A 19,160-nucleotide genomic window follows, 5' to 3' on the forward strand; every position below is an offset into this window, starting at 1 on the left:
TAACCAATGAATAAACGAATAAAACAGGGCTGGATAACGCTGGTGCTTTTCCTGTGCTGTATGGCCGGCGCCACCGCCCAGCAAACAGACGGCAGCCTGATAGGGAAGATCACCGACAGTAGCCGGCTTCCCCTGGCCGGCGCCACCATCATAGCCGTACATCAACCATCCGGTACTACTTACAGCGGCACGGCCGACAAAACCGGCGCTTTCTTCCTGCCTGGCTTACGTATAGGCGGGCCTTATAAAGTAACGGTGAGCATGGTTGGTAAAAAAACTACCAGTCTGCAACAGGTAACGGTTCGCCTGGGTGAGCCACAGCAACTGAATTTCATGTTGGCGGGAGAACAAAAACAACTGGCCGAAATTGTGATCCAGTCCTCGCCACGAACTGCCAAAGCCAACACTTATGGCACAGCACAAAATATTACCCGTGACCAGTTAAACAGCTTGCCTACCATTAACCGCAGCTTACAGGATATCACCCGGCTGGTACCACAGGGATCTAAAGACAACAGCTTTGCAGGCACCAACTTCCGCTACAATAATATCACTGTCGACGGCGCCATCAATAACGATGCTATCGGCTTCAGTCCCTCTGCAGGCGGGATTACCGGTACCTCCGGCGCACCAGGCGCCAGTACGCGCTCCAACGCTATTTCGCTGGATGCCATTGAAGACATGCAGGTATACCTGGCGCCCTACGATGTGAAGATTGGTAACTTCACCGGCGGTAGTATCAACGCGGTGACCCGCAGCGGCACCAACACTGTTACCGGTTCCGTCTACGCTTTCGGTCGCAATGCGGCCATCACCGGGAAAGATAAGATAGGCTCGTTAGGTAAAATGAACAGCGATTTTTACGATTACCAGGCGGGCGTTCGTGTAGGCTTTCCGATTATTAAGAATAAGTTGTTCTTTTTTACCAATGAAGAAATTACGCGCCGCCGGGATCCTGCCCAACTGATGGCAGGCCAGCCGGAAACCGCGCAGATACTCAGTGCCAAGGATGCCGATGATATCCGCAATTTCACCATCGGGCACTATGGCGCTATCTTCGATCCCGGAACGACCGGCGCCTACAACAGCGAGGCGCGGTCGGAAAAATACTTCAACCGGATCGACTGGAACATCAATGACCGCAATCAATTATCTATCCGTAACAACACCATCTTCTCCCGTTCGGTAAATATGGATCGCGATCAGATGGATTTCCGCTTCAGCTCCATGGCCTACCGGCAAACCAATAATCAAACGTCGACGGTAGCGGAGCTAAAAACAAAATTCCATAATGGCTTCTCCAATAGTCTCATCGTAGGCTATACCTCTATACACGATTACCGCGATCCCCTGTCAGATCCTTCTTTACCGCAGATACAGATCATGGGCCGTACACCGGGAACCACTATCTACATGGGTACCGACCGCGAAGCCGCTATCTTTAACATGAAGCAAAGCACCTGGGAAATTACCAACAACCTCACCTGGCACAAAGGCAAACATACCATGTTGTTAGGTACCCACAACGAATTATATCATATCAGCTATGGCTTTGTTAATTCCTGGAATGGAAGGGTCGACTACCTCAGCATAGAAGACTACCTGCGTGGTAATCCTTACCGGGTGCGGGGCAACTATAATTACACCAACAATAGCAGGGACAATATCCTGTCGCATCCCGAAGCCGTGTTTGATGTAGATATGCTCAGCGCCTATTTCCAGGATGAGATCAGGATTACAGACCGGTTTCGTATTACCCCGGGGCTCCGGGCCGACTATAGCCTCGTGCCCAATAAGCAGCCACTCAGCGACCAGGTAAAGACAGCGTATACTGACAGCTATTTCGGAAATACCTATACCTATACGCCCCTGTCGCGCATCACAAACAACTACCTGAATCATATACAGGTATCGCCACGTATTGGTTTCCGCTATGATGTAACCGCCGATGGCCGCCTGGTACTAAGAGGGGGCGCCGGGTTATTTACTGGCCGCATTCCATTGGCCTGGTTGGGATACGCCTTTTACAACACCGGCATTCATTACGGCTCCTACGATCAGAAAGCCGATCAGCAGCCTTTTGCCGCCGGAACCGACCCTGTGAAGCCCGGCGCCAATGGCATCGCCGATTTTATTGCAAAGAATGGCACTGTTGTGAATAGCCCACAGGCGGGGAAAACTCAAGTAGACCTGGTAGATAATAACTTTTCCATGCCGAAGGTATTGCGTACCAGTCTCGCCCTCGACTATACCACCCTCAATGGCTATAAGCTGGGCCTGGAAGGCTTGTACACCAAAACGATCAAGGACGTGTATTTCCAGCAGGTAAACATCAAAGATAATCCCCGCTACTTTGGCTACGACACAAAACATGAGCAACCCGTATACAGCGGTTCCGTAGATCCGCGTTTTGCAAATGCCTATGAGTTGAGCAATACCAGCCTGGGCTACCGGTATTCGGTAACGGGTACCGTAAGTAAGCGGTTTAACATGGGCGTCAACGGATCGGTGGCTTATACCTATGGTGGTTCTAAAGACGCCTTCAATGGTATCCGCAACTCTATGGAAAGCAACTGGCAGCTCAACCAGGCCCTGAATCCCAATAATGCCGACCTGGCCTGGTCTAACTTCGATATCCGTCACCGGATGATTATCAACCTGGGCTATCAGCATGCGTGGAACGAAAAATGGACCACCACGCTGAACCTGTTTGTGAGCGCCCAATCCGGCAGCCCCTTTACCTATGGTGTTGTGAATAACAGCCTGCAGGGATTACCGCAGCAACTGAGCCTGGCCTATATTCCGCAGCGCCATGAAGCGATCCGTTTCTTCCAGGATTACGCCGGTGCCGGTGGCGCTATAGTTACGGCGGCACAACAGGCAGATGCCTTTAATACCTATATCGATGGTAACAAATACCTGAGCAGCCGGCGTGGCAGCTTTACAGAGCGGAATGCCGGTCGTACTCCCTGGAATACTACAGCCGACTTACACTTTGCACAGGAATTCCACTTTTCGAAGAGCAGCAGGTTTATTACACTCACGATAGATATCATGAACTTTACCAACCTGATCAATGTCAACTGGGGACGGGTATATTTTTCGCCCAATACCTTCAATTCTACCGCCAGCGTGGGACTGGCACCGGTGCTATTTCCCCAGAAGCAGAATACAGGCAACTACCCGGTATTCAGGTTCGCCGACCCTGGGAAACCTTATGCTATCGATTACTTTAATTCAAGGGCACAGGGACAATTAGGAGTCAGGTACTCTTTCTGACAACTGTTATATGGAGAAACATCTGGCGGCAGCTTACCATTTATCGACGGTCTGTCGCCGGATTTCCGTTATAGCACACCAGATAATAACCGGTGCTTCATGCATCATGCGCAGGGGGCTAACTTCGCCAGAAACTCTTCACCAAAACCCCTGATTATGAAATCAATCTCTAAATGTACATTCCTGCTGGGAATAGCGGCAGCGCTATCTCTTTGCACGCCTCACAAAGCATTGGCCCAGGATGTTGTAAAAGTAGCTCCCGAAGGCTACAACAAGGTACTGCTGGACAACGAACATGTTCGTGTACTAAAAGTGGAAATGAAACCAGGCGTAGAAGTACCCTGGCACAGTCATCCTAACCATGTGGTATATGCAGAAACTTCCGGGAAAGTGCAGCTTACCGAAAAAGACAAGCCGGCCCAGGATCAGGATATCAAAGCCGGAACCGCGATCTACGTACCTGCTGTAACGCATATGGCTAAGAATATTGGGAAAACCACCATTAAGCTGATAATGGTAGAAATGAAAGACTAAGTTAACCCCTCCTGTTATCCGACCCTGCTCACTTTTATCTGCTATAGCAGCAGATGGTATATGCTGTATGCCATAGCAAACCCCTGTCACTAGTTCTTGTTGTTTCACTTGTTTGTTAGCCCTATTTATGCGCGCTCTGAAATGTTTGTTTCATATAATATTATATTTCTGTTTCCTGCTACAAAAGCTGGATTTATTTTTATAATCTTGCGTACCACATCACTTATATGAACCGGTACCAGCAACAAACGGATGCAGACCTGATGTTGTCCTTGCAACAGGACGATGGGCATGCCTTTACCGAAATCTACAACCGTTACTGGAAGAAACTGCTGGCTATCGCATATATCCATTGCCGGGATAAAATGGCAGCGGAAGAAATTGTACAGGAAGTCTTTATCAGCTTGTGGAACAGGCGGCAAGAGCTTGCTGTTGATAAAGTAAATGCTTACCTGGCTACGGCTGTACGGCTATCTGTTTTTAAACAGTATGCCCGGCAACAACGCCGCGAGCAGATCATCGCTGCAACTGCCGACCCGGTGATATCCAGCTGGGACGAGGAAAAAATATATACCCGGTTCCTGCAGCAACAGATTAATGGCATCATAGAAGTTTTACCCGAAAAATGCCGCCTGGTATTTAAATTAAACAGGGTAGAGGGTCTGAGCATCCCCGAAGTTGCCCAGCGCATGGGAATTGCCGAAAAAACGGCAGAAGCGCACCTGACTAAGGCGCTGAAAGTACTGAAGCTCAAATTGAATCGCCCTTATATATGGGGACTGATGATACTTCTGAAAATACTGATCCCATAGCTTTTTCCCGCCTCACAAAAAAATAGCGCGTACACTAAGGGAAAGTATGCCCCTTAGGGTACATATCCCTGTAAGGATAATTCCATGTTATAGGAAAATAATGTATTTCGCCTGGCACGGGGCGGAAATTGGCCAATTGTATGAAGGGATACCAGCAACAAACGGATGCAGAGTTAATGACGTCCCTGGGGAAGGGCGACCGGCATGCTTTTACCGAAATTTACCAACGGTATTGGAAGAAGCTGTTGGCCATTGCCTATATCCATAACAAGAATAAAGCAGCAGCAGAGGAGATTGTGCAGGAAGTCTTTATCAGCCTTTGGAACCGGCGCCATGAACTGTATGCCGATCATCTTAACGCTTACCTGGCAACGGCCGTAAGACTATCCGTTTTTAAATGCTACCTGCGCCAAAAGCGCAGAACGGAAATTATCGCGCAAACAGCGGGACCCGCCACAAGTACCTGGGATGAAGAAAAGATCTACACCCGGTTTTTGCAGCAACATATCAATGGAATCGTAGAAGTACTGCCTGAAAAATGTCGCCTGGTATTCAAGCTAAGCAGGATAGATGGTCTCACGATCCCTGAAGTTGCGCGGCGAATGGGCATTGCGGAGAAAACGGCAGAATCGCACCTTACTAAGGCGCTGAAAGTACTGAAACTGAAATTGAACCATCCCTACTGACACCACTCATCTTTTCTCTCTCAAAAAAAATTATTTCAGGCACTAAGGGGTAACCTTATTTCCGTGGTACATATTACCGTAACTATAAAAACCATACGTTGAAGGACAATATATCTCAACTCATTGAAAAATACCTGGACGGTACTATTACACCAGCGGAGGAAAAAACGCTGATGGACTGGTACCAGCATCGCAATCAAACCGATGCCGAATGGCCATCCGATACTGTTGACGAGGAAGAAACGGTACGTTTGCGTATGCTGATGCGACTGCATCAGCAAATGGAGGCGCCCGTAGCTGCGCCCAAAACGCCGGGGCGGATACTGTATTACCTGTCGGCCGCCGCCTCTGTGATCGTTATATTGGGTATTGCTGCGTATTTTATTTATCCGCGGCTTCATCCCGCGCCTAAACCGGCAGCCATTGCGCAGGCTACCAATGATATTGGTCCCGGTAGTAACAAAGCTATATTAACGCTGGATAACGGCGACAAAGTGGTACTGGAAGATGCGAAGAACGGCGTGATCTCTCAGCAGGGCAATGCGGCGGTGAATAAAACAGACAGCGCTAACCTGTTATATAATAACGTAGCCGGGCAGGGGACTACGGCCGTTGTTTACAACACCATAAGCACACCCTATGGAGGACAATACCAAGTAACGTTGCAGGATGGAACTAAAGTGTGGCTGAACGCCGGATCTTCCCTGCGCTTCCCTACTACTTTCCCTGGAAGTGAGCGCCAGGTGCAACTGTCCGGCGAAGCCTATTTCGAAGTGGCCAAAGATAAAACGAAACCTTTCCTCGTGACTGTAAATACTACCAGCGATAGATCCATGACGGTGCAGGTATTAGGTACCCATTTTAATATCAATGCTTATCCCGACGAACAGCATCATATCACTACGCTCCTGGAAGGATCTGTAAAGGTAAACTATGATCATACCAACTTGTTGCTCGTACCTGGTAAAGAGGCCATCCTGCATAAGATTTCCGGGAAAATGGATATCAAAGAAGCCGATACCGAAGAGGCTGTAGCCTGGAAAAATGGCTATTTCTTATTTAATAATGATAAAATAGAAAATGTCATGCGGCAAATCAGCCGCTGGTATAACGTAGAAGTTACTTACCAGGGCGATGTGTCGAAAAAGGCCATCGGCGGGAGCTTATCACGCTATAAAAATGTATCTGAAATATTAAGAATGCTGGAACTCACCGGCGCCGTTCACTTTAAAACAGAAGGAAGGAGGATCACCGTTATGCCATAAAACTATCTGCAACCTGCAGGGAGGCTATAAAACAACCGGGAGCGCGCCAACGCCCCCGGAAATGACCGCGGAAACGGTCAGTTTGAGCGCTTATCCCTGTGGAAGACAAATTTTTCTAGCAATTGTAGTCACAGTCATCTGATTATAGAACTCAAACATCCAAATGTAATGAAATTTTACATACCTAACGTATGCCATGAAAAAGGCGGTTGTACGCACAAAAAACTCCTGTTGATTATGAAACTAACCTTTGTTTTAATGATCGCAGTTCTTATGGAGGTAAGCGCTTCCAGCTATGCGCAGAAGATAACGCTATCCGCTAAACAGATCTCACTCGAAGATGTATTCCGCCAGATACGGAAGCAAACTGCCTATAATGTTTTATGGGATGTAGAAACGTTAAAAGATGCCAAACGGGTGGATATACGCGTTAACAATGCCACTGTAGAAGAAGTATTGCAGAAAAGTTTCGTGAACCAGCCCTTTCTTTATACCATCCAGGAAAACACTGTTGTGGTAACACGCAAGCGCGAAGAAGCGCCAGCAGCCATTACCATTAAAGGACGGGTAACGGATATGAGTAATCATCCATTGCCCGGCGTAGCAGTGCGATTGAAAGGAACCCAAACCGGTACGGCTACCCAGCCGGATGGTTCCTATTCCATCAACGTGCCCGGTGGAGAAGGCGTGTTATCCTTCAAATACCTGGGATATACGCCGAAAGAAGTACCTATTAATGGTCAGACCGTGATCAACGTGCAGCTGGAACAAACCTCTTCCCAACTGGGAGAGGTAGTGGTGGCCTATGGCAGGCAGCATACCCGCGAAATCGTGGGCGCCGTAGCTACCCTGTCGGCTACCGATATCAAGGACCAGTCGACAGGTACTTTCGCTGAAAGATTGCAGGGTAAATTGCCCGGTGCACAGGTAGCGCAAACCACCGGCCGGCCTGGACAAAGCATGGACCTGCGCATACGCGGTGCGGCGTCTTTAACCTCCAACGTACGCCCCCTGGTAGTAGTAGATGGGCAACCGATGCTCGGCAATCCCGATAATATCAATAACATCAACCCCGATGAAATTGAATCCTTTACCATTTTGAAAGATGCTTCCTCCACCGCCTTGTATGGCTCGCGGGCGGCCAACGGCGTGATCCTGATCACCACCAAAAGAGGAAAGTCAGGCGCCACACAGATCAATTTTAACTCCTACTACGGCGCCGCCTCCCTGATGCGCGAGCTGATTCCCCCGGTAATGGATGCCACGCAGCTGGCTACTTACATGAAAGGATTTTATGAAGATAAGATCAAGTACGAAGGATATACCGGGGGCATTCCCGCGGTATACCAAAACCCGGAGCAATACGGCAAGGGAACTGATTGGTTCAGCGTATTAACCCGGACAGCGCCTGTACAGAATTATAGCATTGCCATCAATACCGGTAACGACAAGTCGGCCTTTAGTATGGTAGGTGGCTATTTTGACCAGCAGGGCATCCTGAAGAATACCGGTTATAAACGCTTTTCGCTCCGTGTGAATGGCGATTTTAACCTGGGCAAGCGCGTGAAGCTGGGCTTCGGCGTAGCGCCTTCTATGCAGCTGGAACACAATAACCGCCAGGGTACTGGCTTTAACGTTGATGGTCAACGCGCCATTTTTGCGTCTGCCTCTATGATGCCTACCATGGGTTCGCCTTATAATCCCGATGGCTCACTGGCGTTGGGCATTTCAGGGTTTACTAACCAGTTTGTATGGGCCAATCCACTCCGGCAATTGTTGGAAGTACAGGATGATGCAAATCGCTTACGGGTACTGGCGAACCTGTTTACCGAAATAAAACTGCTGGAGCACCTCACCTTCCGCGCTTCCGGTAGTACCGACGTAGGCAATATGACCCGCAACCGGTTTATTCCATCTACCTCCATGGGTGGATTCAACGCACTGCCGATAGAAAACCCGCCACCAGGAAATAACACCGCCCTGGGAGAGTCGCTGGTTAATAACGATTATTCCTGGCTCAACGAAAACACGTTGACCTACCAGAACCGCTTCGGTGAAAATCACTCGCTGAATGTAATGGGCGGTTTTACGGTACAACGTTCCACCGGTTTTGCCAGCGATGTAGTAGGCCGCGATTATCCCGACAACAGCGTGTCCCAGTTGTCGGCTGCTACCCGCTTTACTACCAATACTTCCAGCTTTAATGCCTGGACGATGGCGTCGCTGCTGGCGCGTGTCAACTATAGCTATAAAGACCGTTACTTTTTACAGGCTACTATGCGAAGGGATGGCTCATCCCGCTTTGGCGCCGATCACAGGTGGGGGACTTTCCCTTCCATTGGCGCCAGCTGGATCGCGAGCGATGAAGCCTTTCTCAAAAATATATCTCAGCTCAGCTTACTGAAAGTGAGAGCCTCTTATGGTTTAACCGGTATGAATGAAATGGGTGGAAATTACAGGTTCGCAGCCGGTGTAGGCCCCGCCAACTATGTGTTTTCCGGCGGCCTGGCTCCCGGAAAAGTACAGAATAGCCTTGGTAACCAGGCCCTGGCCTGGGAACGCAATAAGCAACTGGATATAGGTTTCGACCTGGGCCTGTTCGACAACCGCATCACGCTGGCATACGATTACTACGATAAGCTAACAGACGGCTTGTTGTTTACCGTACCGGTGCCGCAATCTTCTGGTTTCAGCAGCGTACAGGACAACCTGGGTGATATCCGCCAGTGGGGACATGAAATTACGGTGAGCACAAAGAACCTGGTCGGTGCATTTAAATGGAATACCGACTTCAATATCTCCTTTAACAGGAACATCGTGAAAAGGATTGGCCTGAATAATATTTCTTTTGCAGATGCCCCTACAACAACACTCTCCGAATTCACCGACTACAGAACGCTGGTAGGCAAGCCTGTTGGCCAGTTTTATGGATATGTGTTTGACGGCATTTTCAAAAACCAGGCAGAAGCCGACGCTGGACCTAAATACTATGGCACAGGTACCACCACGCTTTCCCAGGCAGGCACTGTGCGCTTCAAAGATTTAAACGGCGATGGTAAGATCACCTTCCCGGAAGATCAAACTGTAATAGGGGATCCTAATCCCAAATTCATTTTTGGTTTGAGTAACAGCTTTCAATACAAAAATTTTGATTTGAGTATTGCCATATCAGGTACCTACGGCAACAAATTGAAGAATGGTATGCAGGAAAGTACCTATAACCTGGATGGCGTATTTAATGGTCCGCCGGAATTACTAAACCGCTGGCGCTCTGAGTCAGATCCGGGAGATGGAAAAGTGGCGCGCACATTAGCCAATACCACCGCGGCCTACCGTACGGACAATACCTTGTTTATCCATGATGCATCGCATATCACTATCAATAATATCACGTTGGGGTATATGCTGAGAAAGTTCAGGACGCAGTATATCAAAAATCTTAGGTTGTATGCTTCCGCACAAAACGTGTACATCTTCACCAGCTATCCCGGTAACCCCGAGGTGAGCGCCGGAGGACTGGCATTTGTGGCACAGCAGGGACAAGACCTGGGCGCTTACCCACTGCAAAGAACCTTTACGTTTGGCTTGAACCTTGGCCTTTAAAAATCAGCAAAAATGAAAAAGATTATCTATTACATATTAGCGGTACTAAGCCTCGCAGCAACGTCCTGTAAAAAGTTCCTTACTGAAAATGATCCTAACAACGTAACGCTGGGAAGTTATTTCAAAACAGAAAACGATTTTACACTGGCCGTCAATGGAGCCTACAACCAGTTACGCGGACTGTATAACAACAAGAGCGCCTGGACCATGGGCGAAATGCGCTCCGACAATACACACTACGACTATAAATCTTCCGACCAGGCCGTAGCTACGGTGAACCGTTATGCAGTGGCCGATTTCCTGGATGATAAATATAACAACCAGACGCCGCCCAAGTGGAACTCCGCTTATAATGCGATTTCCGCGGTGAATATTATCGTAGATCATATCAACGATATTAAGTTATCGGATGCCAGTCGCAACGCCATCCTGGGTCAGTCGAAATTTATTCGCGCCCTGGCTTATTTCGACCTGGTGCGTTTTTACGGAGGCGTACCCATTTATGAGCATGCACCGTTGGGCCGCGAGCAAACCTATATTCCGCGCGCTACTGCCCAACAGGTGTATGACCTGATCATTGCAGATGCTACCGATGCTGCAGCAAAGCTAGCTGCTCCCGCATTCCCGCAAACCGGCCGTGCCACCAAAGGCGCCGCTTTAACCCTGCTAGGCGATGTATACCTGACATTGAAAAAATACGACCTGGCAGAAGCAGCCCTGAAACAGGTAACCACCATGGGATATTCGCTGTATCAAAACTATGGCGACGCGTTTCAGCTCTCTAATAAAAACGGCCTCGAATCCGTGTTTGAAATCCAGTTCAACAGCGGGCTTGCCACCCCGCAGGCAAATACAGATGCATCGATCTATAATTTCCTGCCGCGTATGGTCAACACCACGGTGGTAACGGGCGTCAACTTCAACAGCGTAACCACTGTTGGAGGTTATAACACGCCCACACAAGACCTGATCGATGCTTATGAAGCAGGTGATCAACGCCTCGATGCCTCCATCGCCATAGCGGAAGGTACCTTTAATGGTACCGACGATTTTACCGCTACCACTGTAAAATCATCGGTGAATTATACGCCGGCGCCAGGCAAAGTAGGCCGCCCATTTCCGAAAAAGTTCCTCCACACCCATACCATCGGCAACCAAACGAACGACAACTGGCCTGTGTACCGCTATTCAGAAGTGTTGTTGTTGCTCGCGGAAAGTCTCAACCAGCAAGGTAAGGCAGGCGAAGCCCTGCCTTACCTCAATGCGGTGAGAGAACGTGCCTTTGGGGATGCACTGCATGATATCACTACCACCGATAAGACGAACCTGCAAGCCCTGCTGCTGAAGGAAAGAAGGGTGGAGCTGGCCTTTGAAAATAAGCGCTGGCTCGACCTGGTACGCACCGGTAATGCTATCACGGTAATGAATGCCTTTGGCGTGAAACAGAAGGCGCAGTACAGTTACCTGCGGCCAGGCAGCTACAATGTAACCCAGGACAGGCTGTTGTTTCCGATACCCAATGCGGAAGTATTGCTGAACGATAAACTTACTCAAAACCCAGGATATTAAATCCTTTAAACTCGCTTTACATAACAAGATGAAGCAATGATTTACACCAAGCGGGGGATAGGCAAGTCCCCCCTTGTTTTTACAAAAAACTGCATCCATAACTAAAACTTACTATCATGAAAAATGTCGTGATGAGGGCAGGTATTGCCCGCTTACGGTCAACCCGTGTTCAGTTAACAGTTGTTGCATGTAGCTTGTTAGCTGCCTCCTGTACACAACGGGCAGAACAACTACCCACTTTATCCGGCGGCCCCGGAAATACCGCTGTGAAAACAACCACCGCTACTACCACCGCCACCTGTTGTTGGGTAGCCGTCACCAACCAGGCTAACGGCAAGATAGAAGTATATGACCCCGCAGATGCTTCGTGGACTACGCCCAAATGGAGCTGGATGCCTACCACCGCGCTGTCGTATAACGCCACCAGTGAAATACCCCTGTGGGAAGCCCCTACAGATATTAAGGTGAGAAATAACACCGTATTTGCGGGCACCGCACAGGTGATCACCGCTACCTCTTACCGGTTAGCCACCATTGCCAGATATACGGGCACGGGCACACGTGGCCAGAAGCTGTGGGTAATGGGCTTTAATGATACTACGCGGCTCCATGCCATGGAAATACTGCCCGATGGCAACTGTGTGGTAGCCAGTGCCGGCGCTGCATGGCCGCAGGGATGGATACGTATCTACTCTTCTTCACAGCCATCACCCAATCATGGTGTTAATACCCAGTACTTTTTTACTTCTGTACATGCCGTGCTGTGGGACAACACCCACCAGGTATTGTGGGCGCTGGGCAATGAGTTGAGAAAATATGGTTACAATACAGCCAGATCGGGAGGTACTCTCGCCAATCCGAAATTAGACTTACTCACCTCCTATACCGTGTTACCTTCCCCCTGGGGACATGACCTATCGGCCGATGTAAATAACCCCGATCAGCTGTTGATGTCCACCAATGACAGCACTTATGTATTCCATATCTCTACCGGCACTTTCAGCCGCCTGCCGGGCGCAGCACAACAAGCTATGGTAAAAGGTATCAGCAGTCAACCGGGTCAGAACACCCTCGTGGAAACGGTGCCCAGCAATGCTTGTCCGTTATATCCGGCCAATACCTGGTGCACTTCTGTAGTCAATTTTTACGATGCCACCACCGGCGCAGCCACGGGCTCCCGTACCATCGGCGGCGCCGCTATCTATAAAGGGAAAACATTTGATCCAAACTACTATTGATACGATGAGGAAAATAATTTTTGCCAGCGCCCTGGTTGGCCTCATGATGTTTCAGATAGCTTGCAGTAAAAAGTCGGGCAGCTCCGACGGCCCAAGTATTAACCCGCCAACTGAACAGCCCCCGGTGTCTTATCCGGGGCAGTTGTTGGCGCTTACCAACGATAACAGCAAGCAGGTAGAGATTTATGATCCCACGGTGACTAACTGGAACACCAGCGAGGCAAAGAAATGGAGCTGGTCGCCCACCACCACGAAGGGATTTAGCACCGCCGAAATCAAAGCATTTGGCGGTGGTACCGATTTTAAAGTGAGGAAAATGAAAATCTGGCAAGACGCAGATTATGCAGCCATCAGCGATAACGGCATAGCAGCGGTGATCGCCTATCCCTCCGGCAAACGGGTATGGTCGAAAGTAATTGGCGGCAACCTGCATTCCGCAGAACTGTTGCCCAATGGAAATGTAGCCCTGGCAGCCTCCGATGGTAATTGGATCCGGGTATACGCATCTTCCCAGGGAGCAGACAACAATACCTATGCGGAGTTCACCCTGGGAGTTGCACATGCCGTGTTATGGGACCCCGGTATTAACGCGCTATGGGTAACCGGGCAGGACTTGTCCAACAATGCGCATATCCTCACCGCGCTGGCGGTGGGCGGCACAGATGCTATGCCTGCGCTAACGGAGCTCACACAATACCGCGTAACATTACCTACTGTGTGGGGCCACGAAGTAGGCGCATACTACGGCAATAAAAATCTGTTATGGGTAACTACCAACGGAGGCGAATATGTGTTTAATAAAACCACTAAAACTTTCAGCGCTTCGCCTACCAACAACCTCTCCTTTGTAAAAGGGATCGTGAATCAGCCCAGCGGGCAGATAGTACTGGTTCGCCCCGATGCCAATAAAAATCCCCGCCCGGAAGTGAGCTGTACGCAGAATGGCTGGTCTACCAGCACGATTGATTTTTATACCGCCGGCGGACAATGGCAGGGGGCGCGCGTAGTGAACGGCGCCTGCTTCTATAAAATAAAGATGGTTTACGATAATTACCAGTAATGTATTGGAAGAAATATATAGCGATAGGAGTGGCCTTGTTAGGCTTTGAGGTCAATAATAGCACGGCCCAGCATATGGCGTCAGCGCTGATTCCGGCGCCCCGCACCGTACAGTCGGATACAGGGAGTTTTGTTTTCAGTGCCCGCACGTTGATAAGTATCGATGTTGCGGAAGCGCGCACCGTGCAATTTTTTACAGACCATTTGCGGCGTAGTACCAGGTTTGATAACAAGGTAGTGGCGCACGCAGATAACAGCAGCCAGCCGGAGTTATTGATCACCAACAAGGGAGCCGCGCAGCTACCGGAAGAGGGATACCGGCTACAGGTAACGTCCACCCGTATCACGCTCACCGGCAAAGGCGCCGGCTTGTTTTACGGTATGCAAACCTTATTACAATTGCTGCCGATGCAAGCCAAAGATACCATCCTCATTCCGTGCATGCGCATAGAAGACGCACCCCGCTTTAGTTACCGGGGATTGATGCTGGACGTGTCCCGGCATTTTTTTACCGTAAAAGAAATCAAAAACCTGCTCGACCTGATGGCGGCTTATAAACTGAATCGTTTTCACTGGCATCTCACTGATGACCAGGGATGGCGACTCGAAATCAAGCGTTATCCTAAGTTGACGGAGGTAGGGGCCTGGCGGGTACCCCGCCTCGAGTTCGGCGATAAAACATTACCGCCGCAACCCGGCGAACCGGCCACCGATGGCGGTTTTTACACGCAGGAAGAGGTGAAAGAAATCATCCGCTATGCGGCCGGCCGGCATATTGAAATATTGCCTGAAATAGATGTGCCCGGGCATGCCATGGCCGCTATTGCTGCCTACCCGGAACTATGTGTAACGCGTAATCCGCATATTAAAGTGAATCCCGGTAGCAGCTTCGCCAAATGGTTCTCTACCGGAGGCTTTGAAATGTATGTCGATAATTCCCTCAACCCTACAGATGAAAAGGTATATGAATTTCTCAATAATGTGTTTGAAGAAGTAGCGGCACTGTTCCCTTATCCCTATATCCATATCGGCGGTGATGAGTGTTATAAAGGCTTTTGGGAGAAAGATACCGCCGTACTGCATTTTATGAAACAACATCAGCTGCGCGATGCGCATGCGCTGCAAGGTTACTTTATTTCGCGATTGAATAAAATTATTCTCTCTAAACACAAAAAAATGATTGCCTGGGATGAAGTGGCTGCCAGTAACCCGGATGGAAATTTTACGGTCATGAACCGCTTCGGAGAGAAGGGCGCCATTGCGCAAACCAGGAGAGGCCTGGATATTATACTGGCGCCTGGCGGCAACGGTTTTTATTTCGACTATGCCCAAAGTCTTTCTGACCAAGAACCTTCCAGTCACGGTGGCAATGCACCGGTATGGAAAACTTATCAATATAATCCGGAGTACCCGGCTTTATCACAAACTGATAAACAACATATCCTGGGCGTAGAAGCCTGTTTATGGACCGAACATATCCCGGACGTATCGAAGCTGCAATACATGCTGCTGCCACGTATGCTGGCGCTGGCAGAAACGGGCTGGTCGGCCGAAACAGTAAAAAGTTATCCACGCTTTGCCGGAACAGCACTCCCGGTACACCTGTTGCGCTTCGATAAAGCAGGCATCAACTACCGCGTGCCGGCTGTTTTCGATGATGTAGATACCACCATCGTTACCGCAACCTTTAAGTTAACGATTGCCCAACCACCAGTTCCCGGCGCTAAAGTTTATTACACGCTGAACAACCGGCCACCCGGCGATTACGATCACCTGTATACGGAACCCGTTACCATCTGCATTCCTAAAGGGAAAGCCATCACCCTTAAAACTATCGTAATTACTCCCGCAGGGCGCAGAAGCATTGTTACGCGCACTTTGCTGGATAACACTAAGCCATCTGAAAACTAAGTTTCTTTTATGCAGCATAATATTCGCCTCTTTCTTTTTCGTATGTTGATAGCCGTTCTTATATTGGTGTGCACCCGTGTAAATGCACAGCAGGAGCGGTTTGATAAGGTAGCAATGGGCTTTAAAAGTCCCGGCCGCGATTATGGCACGGTACCGTTTTGGGTGTGGAATACGAAGATTACTAAAACGCTGGTCGACTCCATGCTGAACGATTACCGGAAGAATGATTTCGGCGGCGTGATCATTCATGCGCGGCCGGGATTGATCACAGAGTACCTGTCAAAAGACTGGTTCGACTTGTTCGACTACTCGGTGCAGCAGGCAAAAAAATTGGGCCTCAACATCTGGATATATGATGAAAACTCTTACCCAACAGGCTTTGCCGGTGGATTGGTGGCAGATCAGATGCCGGAGTCCTATAACCAGGGGCAGATGTTATACATGGAAGAAGCAACGCAGTTACCCGCAGATCTATCACCTTTTTTCCTGTGTCTGAAAGAAGAAGGAGGAGTTTATAAAGATATCACGCTTCATACGGCCGATGAATCCGGTAAACAGGGACACTACCAGTTGTTCCGGAAAGTGAATTACCAGAAATCCAACCGTGGTTCGGTGGCGGGCCCTATTGGCGTATCTTATGTAGACTTGATGGCCAAAGGTGTTACCGATAAATTTATCGACGTTACGTATAAGCCCTATGAGAACGTGGTGGGGCGCGAATTCGGAAAAACCGTGAAAGGCGTTTTTTCCGATGAGCCCACCATTATCAACGAAGGGCAGCATTCGGTGCGTTGGACGCCCGATTTATTTGATCGCTTTTCCTATACCTGGGGTTATGATCTCCGTTTGCACCTGCCATCGCTGTTTAAAGAGGTGGGCGACTGGAAACGGGTACGGCACAACTATTACCAGGTACTGCTCACCCTGTTTATCGACCGCTGGGCCAAGCCTACCTACCGGTATATGGCCGCGCATCAGTTAACCGGCACCGGGCATTATTGGGAACATGGCTGGCCCAGCCCTTACCACGGACCAGATAACATGGCCATGTATGCGTGGCAACAAATGCCGGGTATCGACATGCTCTTCAACCAGTACAACGAAGATAAACCGGTACAATTTGGGAATATCCGCGCCGTACGTGAATTAGGAAGTGTAGCCAATCAATTGGGTAAAACCCGTACCCTGTCTGAAACATATGGCGGCGGAGGTTGGGAGCTAACCTTTAAAGATATGAAACGCCTGGCTGACTGGGAATTTGTGTTGGGCGTTAATTTCTTAAATCAGCATTTATCATTTTCTACGCTGACGGGCGCACGTAAATATGATTATCCGCCCAGCTTCTCTTATCACGAACCCTGGTGGCCGTATTACAACGAAATGAATCATTATTATACCCGCTTGTCTTACCTGCTGTCTAAAGGGCAACAGTACAACGATATCCTGGTACTCGAGCCTACCACTTCCGCCTGGATGTACTATGCCCGGAATGGAGAAAATAAACGTTTTTTCGATATCACGAAAGCATTTAATGACTTTGTAACGATGATGCAGCGGGCAAACCTGGAGTACGACCTGGGCTCAGAAAGCATCATCAAAGATCAGGGCAGTGTGCAGGGAAGTCGCTTTGTTATTGGTAAGCGAGCCTACGAATATGTAGTGATCCCGCCGGGCATGGAGAATATGGACAGTACTACCTTTCGCTTGTTGCAAAAATATATCGCTGCCGGTGGCAAGGTGGTATATTTTGAGCAGGTACAATTAATAGACGGGGCGCCGAACAAAGCATTGAATGCCATCCGTCAAACGGTGAATGACGTGAGTCGGTCTGCTTTACTGCATCAATTGCACAACAATGGTTTCAGCATTACAGCGCTACATGGCGACACGATTGGTGGCAACATTTATCATCAGCGCCGCCGGCTGGCGGACGGTGAACTGCTGTTGTTAACCAACGCCAGCATGACAAGCGCCGCTGCCGGTAAGATCAATATGCGGGGCAAAGACGTGCTGGCGCTGGATCTGTATACAGGAGGCATTCACCACTACGACTATACGCCAGGGGCTGACGGGCTGAGTATTGCTGTCAACATTCCGCCTGCCGGCAGCATAATGCTATTTGTGGCGGATAAAAAACTACCCGGTTATGGAAAAGAGATAGCGCCTGCGCAATGGATCACAGCAAACGCTTCATCTACCACGGTGAGCCGGCCCGCCAGCAACACGCTCACCATAGACTTTTGTGACCTGCAATTACACCAGCCAGATTCCGGTTATAGCCAACTGCATGTGGGAGTAGCCTCCAATACGGCGTTTAAACACTTCGGTTTTACAGATGGGGTGGGCAATCCCTGGAACAACCGTACTCAGTACAGGGATGCCATTGTACGGCGGGATACGTTTGCTACCGGTACCGGCTATACGGCTACCTATCATTTCAACGTGCAGGCTGGCGTAAACTATCAAGATTTCAGGGCGGTAATAGAACACCCGGAACTTTGGCAGCAAGTGAAAATTAACGGCGTTGCCATCCGGTCAGAGCCCGGGCAGTGGTGGCTGGATCGCTCTTTTGGTGTGTATAAAATTGGCCAATATGTAAAAGCCGGGGATAATGAATTAGCTGTAACGGTGTCGCCGATGCGGGTATACGCGGAGATTGAGCCGGTATATATTTTGGGAGATTTTAACCTGGAAGCCGCAGCGCAAGGCTGGAACATCGTGGCGCCGCAGCCACTGCAGCTGGGCTCCTGGCGTAACCAGGGTTTGCCGTTATATGGACAGGAAATAACGTACACTAAAACGTTTACGGCTACACAGGGCACATCCTATGCTATTGCGCTGGGGCAATGGAAAGGTACGGTGGCCGCGGTAAAAGTTAATGGCCGGTTGGCCGGCACTATTATAGCCGAACCTAATCGCCTGGAGATAGGATCGTTCATAAAAGACGGGAATAATACCGTAGAAGTAACCGTGATAGGCAGTCTCAAAAACCTGTTAGGCCCCTTTTATAATAAACCGGCACCGGGTTTAGTAGATCCCGGTAAATGGTACAATATCAAAGTACAGCCGCCGGGAAATGAATATGATTTGTATGATTATGGATTAATGGACGATTTCCAGGTGCAAAGAGCGGTTCTTTTACCAGCTGAGGAAGCTGCTGCGATTTGAATAGGTGGTCAATCGACTTGTCGTTTTTGTACTATT

General features: G+C 49.3%; 11 protein-coding genes. All 11 read left to right on the forward strand.

What is annotated here, in order from left to right; translation table 11 throughout:
• The first annotated feature begins 6 nt into the window (after positions 1-6).
• The 11 genes from HGH90_RS08715 (at position 7) to HGH90_RS08765 (ending at position 19,124) form a co-directional block, all read left to right on the forward strand.
• A complete protein-coding gene (locus HGH90_RS08715; protein ID WP_169190887.1) occupies positions 7-3,279 on the forward strand; it encodes a carboxypeptidase regulatory-like domain-containing protein in 3,273 nt (1,090 codons plus the stop codon).
• Positions 3,280-3,435: 156 nt separating this feature from the next.
• Positions 3,436-3,813: a cupin domain-containing protein gene (locus tag HGH90_RS08720; RefSeq protein ID WP_168764375.1), complete on the forward strand. Its 378-nt coding sequence runs from the start codon at positions 3,436-3,438 to the stop codon at positions 3,811-3,813.
• 227 nt (positions 3,814-4,040) lie between these two features.
• The gene (locus HGH90_RS08725; protein ID WP_169190888.1) at positions 4,041-4,625 is read left to right on the forward strand and encodes an RNA polymerase sigma-70 factor; all 585 of its coding nucleotides are present in this window, start codon (positions 4,041-4,043) and stop codon (positions 4,623-4,625) included.
• 140 nt (positions 4,626-4,765) lie between these two features.
• On the forward strand, positions 4,766-5,311 hold the full coding sequence (locus HGH90_RS08730; RefSeq protein WP_169190889.1) for an RNA polymerase sigma-70 factor: 546 nt from the start codon (positions 4,766-4,768) through the stop codon (positions 5,309-5,311).
• Between the two features lie 98 nt (positions 5,312-5,409).
• On the forward strand, positions 5,410-6,576 hold the full coding sequence (locus HGH90_RS08735; RefSeq protein ID WP_169190890.1) for a FecR family protein: 1,167 nt from the start codon (positions 5,410-5,412) through the stop codon (positions 6,574-6,576).
• A gap of 258 nt (positions 6,577-6,834) precedes the next feature.
• A complete protein-coding gene (locus HGH90_RS08740; protein WP_169190891.1) occupies positions 6,835-10,179 on the forward strand; it encodes a TonB-dependent receptor in 3,345 nt (1,114 codons plus the stop codon).
• A 12-nt stretch (positions 10,180-10,191) separates the two neighbouring features.
• Positions 10,192-11,748, forward strand: a complete 1,557-nt coding sequence (locus HGH90_RS08745) for a RagB/SusD family nutrient uptake outer membrane protein (RefSeq protein WP_169190892.1) — start codon at positions 10,192-10,194, stop codon at positions 11,746-11,748.
• A gap of 116 nt (positions 11,749-11,864) precedes the next feature.
• On the forward strand, positions 11,865-12,986 hold the full coding sequence (locus tag HGH90_RS08750) for a DUF6528 family protein (protein ID WP_168764369.1): 1,122 nt from the start codon (positions 11,865-11,867) through the stop codon (positions 12,984-12,986).
• Positions 12,987-12,990: 4 nt separating this feature from the next.
• Positions 12,991-14,046 carry a DUF6528 family protein gene (locus HGH90_RS08755; RefSeq protein ID WP_169190893.1) on the forward strand — a complete coding sequence of 352 codons (1,056 nt, stop codon included), beginning with the start codon at positions 12,991-12,993 and terminating at the stop codon, positions 14,044-14,046.
• Positions 14,046-15,956, forward strand: a complete 1,911-nt coding sequence (locus HGH90_RS08760) for a family 20 glycosylhydrolase (RefSeq protein ID WP_169190894.1) — start codon at positions 14,046-14,048, stop codon at positions 15,954-15,956. The genes HGH90_RS08755 and HGH90_RS08760 overlap by 1 nt, the downstream gene beginning before the upstream one ends.
• 9 nt (positions 15,957-15,965) lie before the next feature.
• Positions 15,966-19,124 carry a glycosyl hydrolase gene (locus HGH90_RS08765; protein WP_169190895.1) on the forward strand — a complete coding sequence of 1,053 codons (3,159 nt, stop codon included), beginning with the start codon at positions 15,966-15,968 and terminating at the stop codon, positions 19,122-19,124.
• Positions 19,125-19,160: the final 36 nt, after the last annotated feature.

The organism is Chitinophaga sp. Ak27 (assembly GCF_012726295.1).
Classification (GTDB): Bacteria; Bacteroidota; Bacteroidia; order Chitinophagales; family Chitinophagaceae; genus Chitinophaga.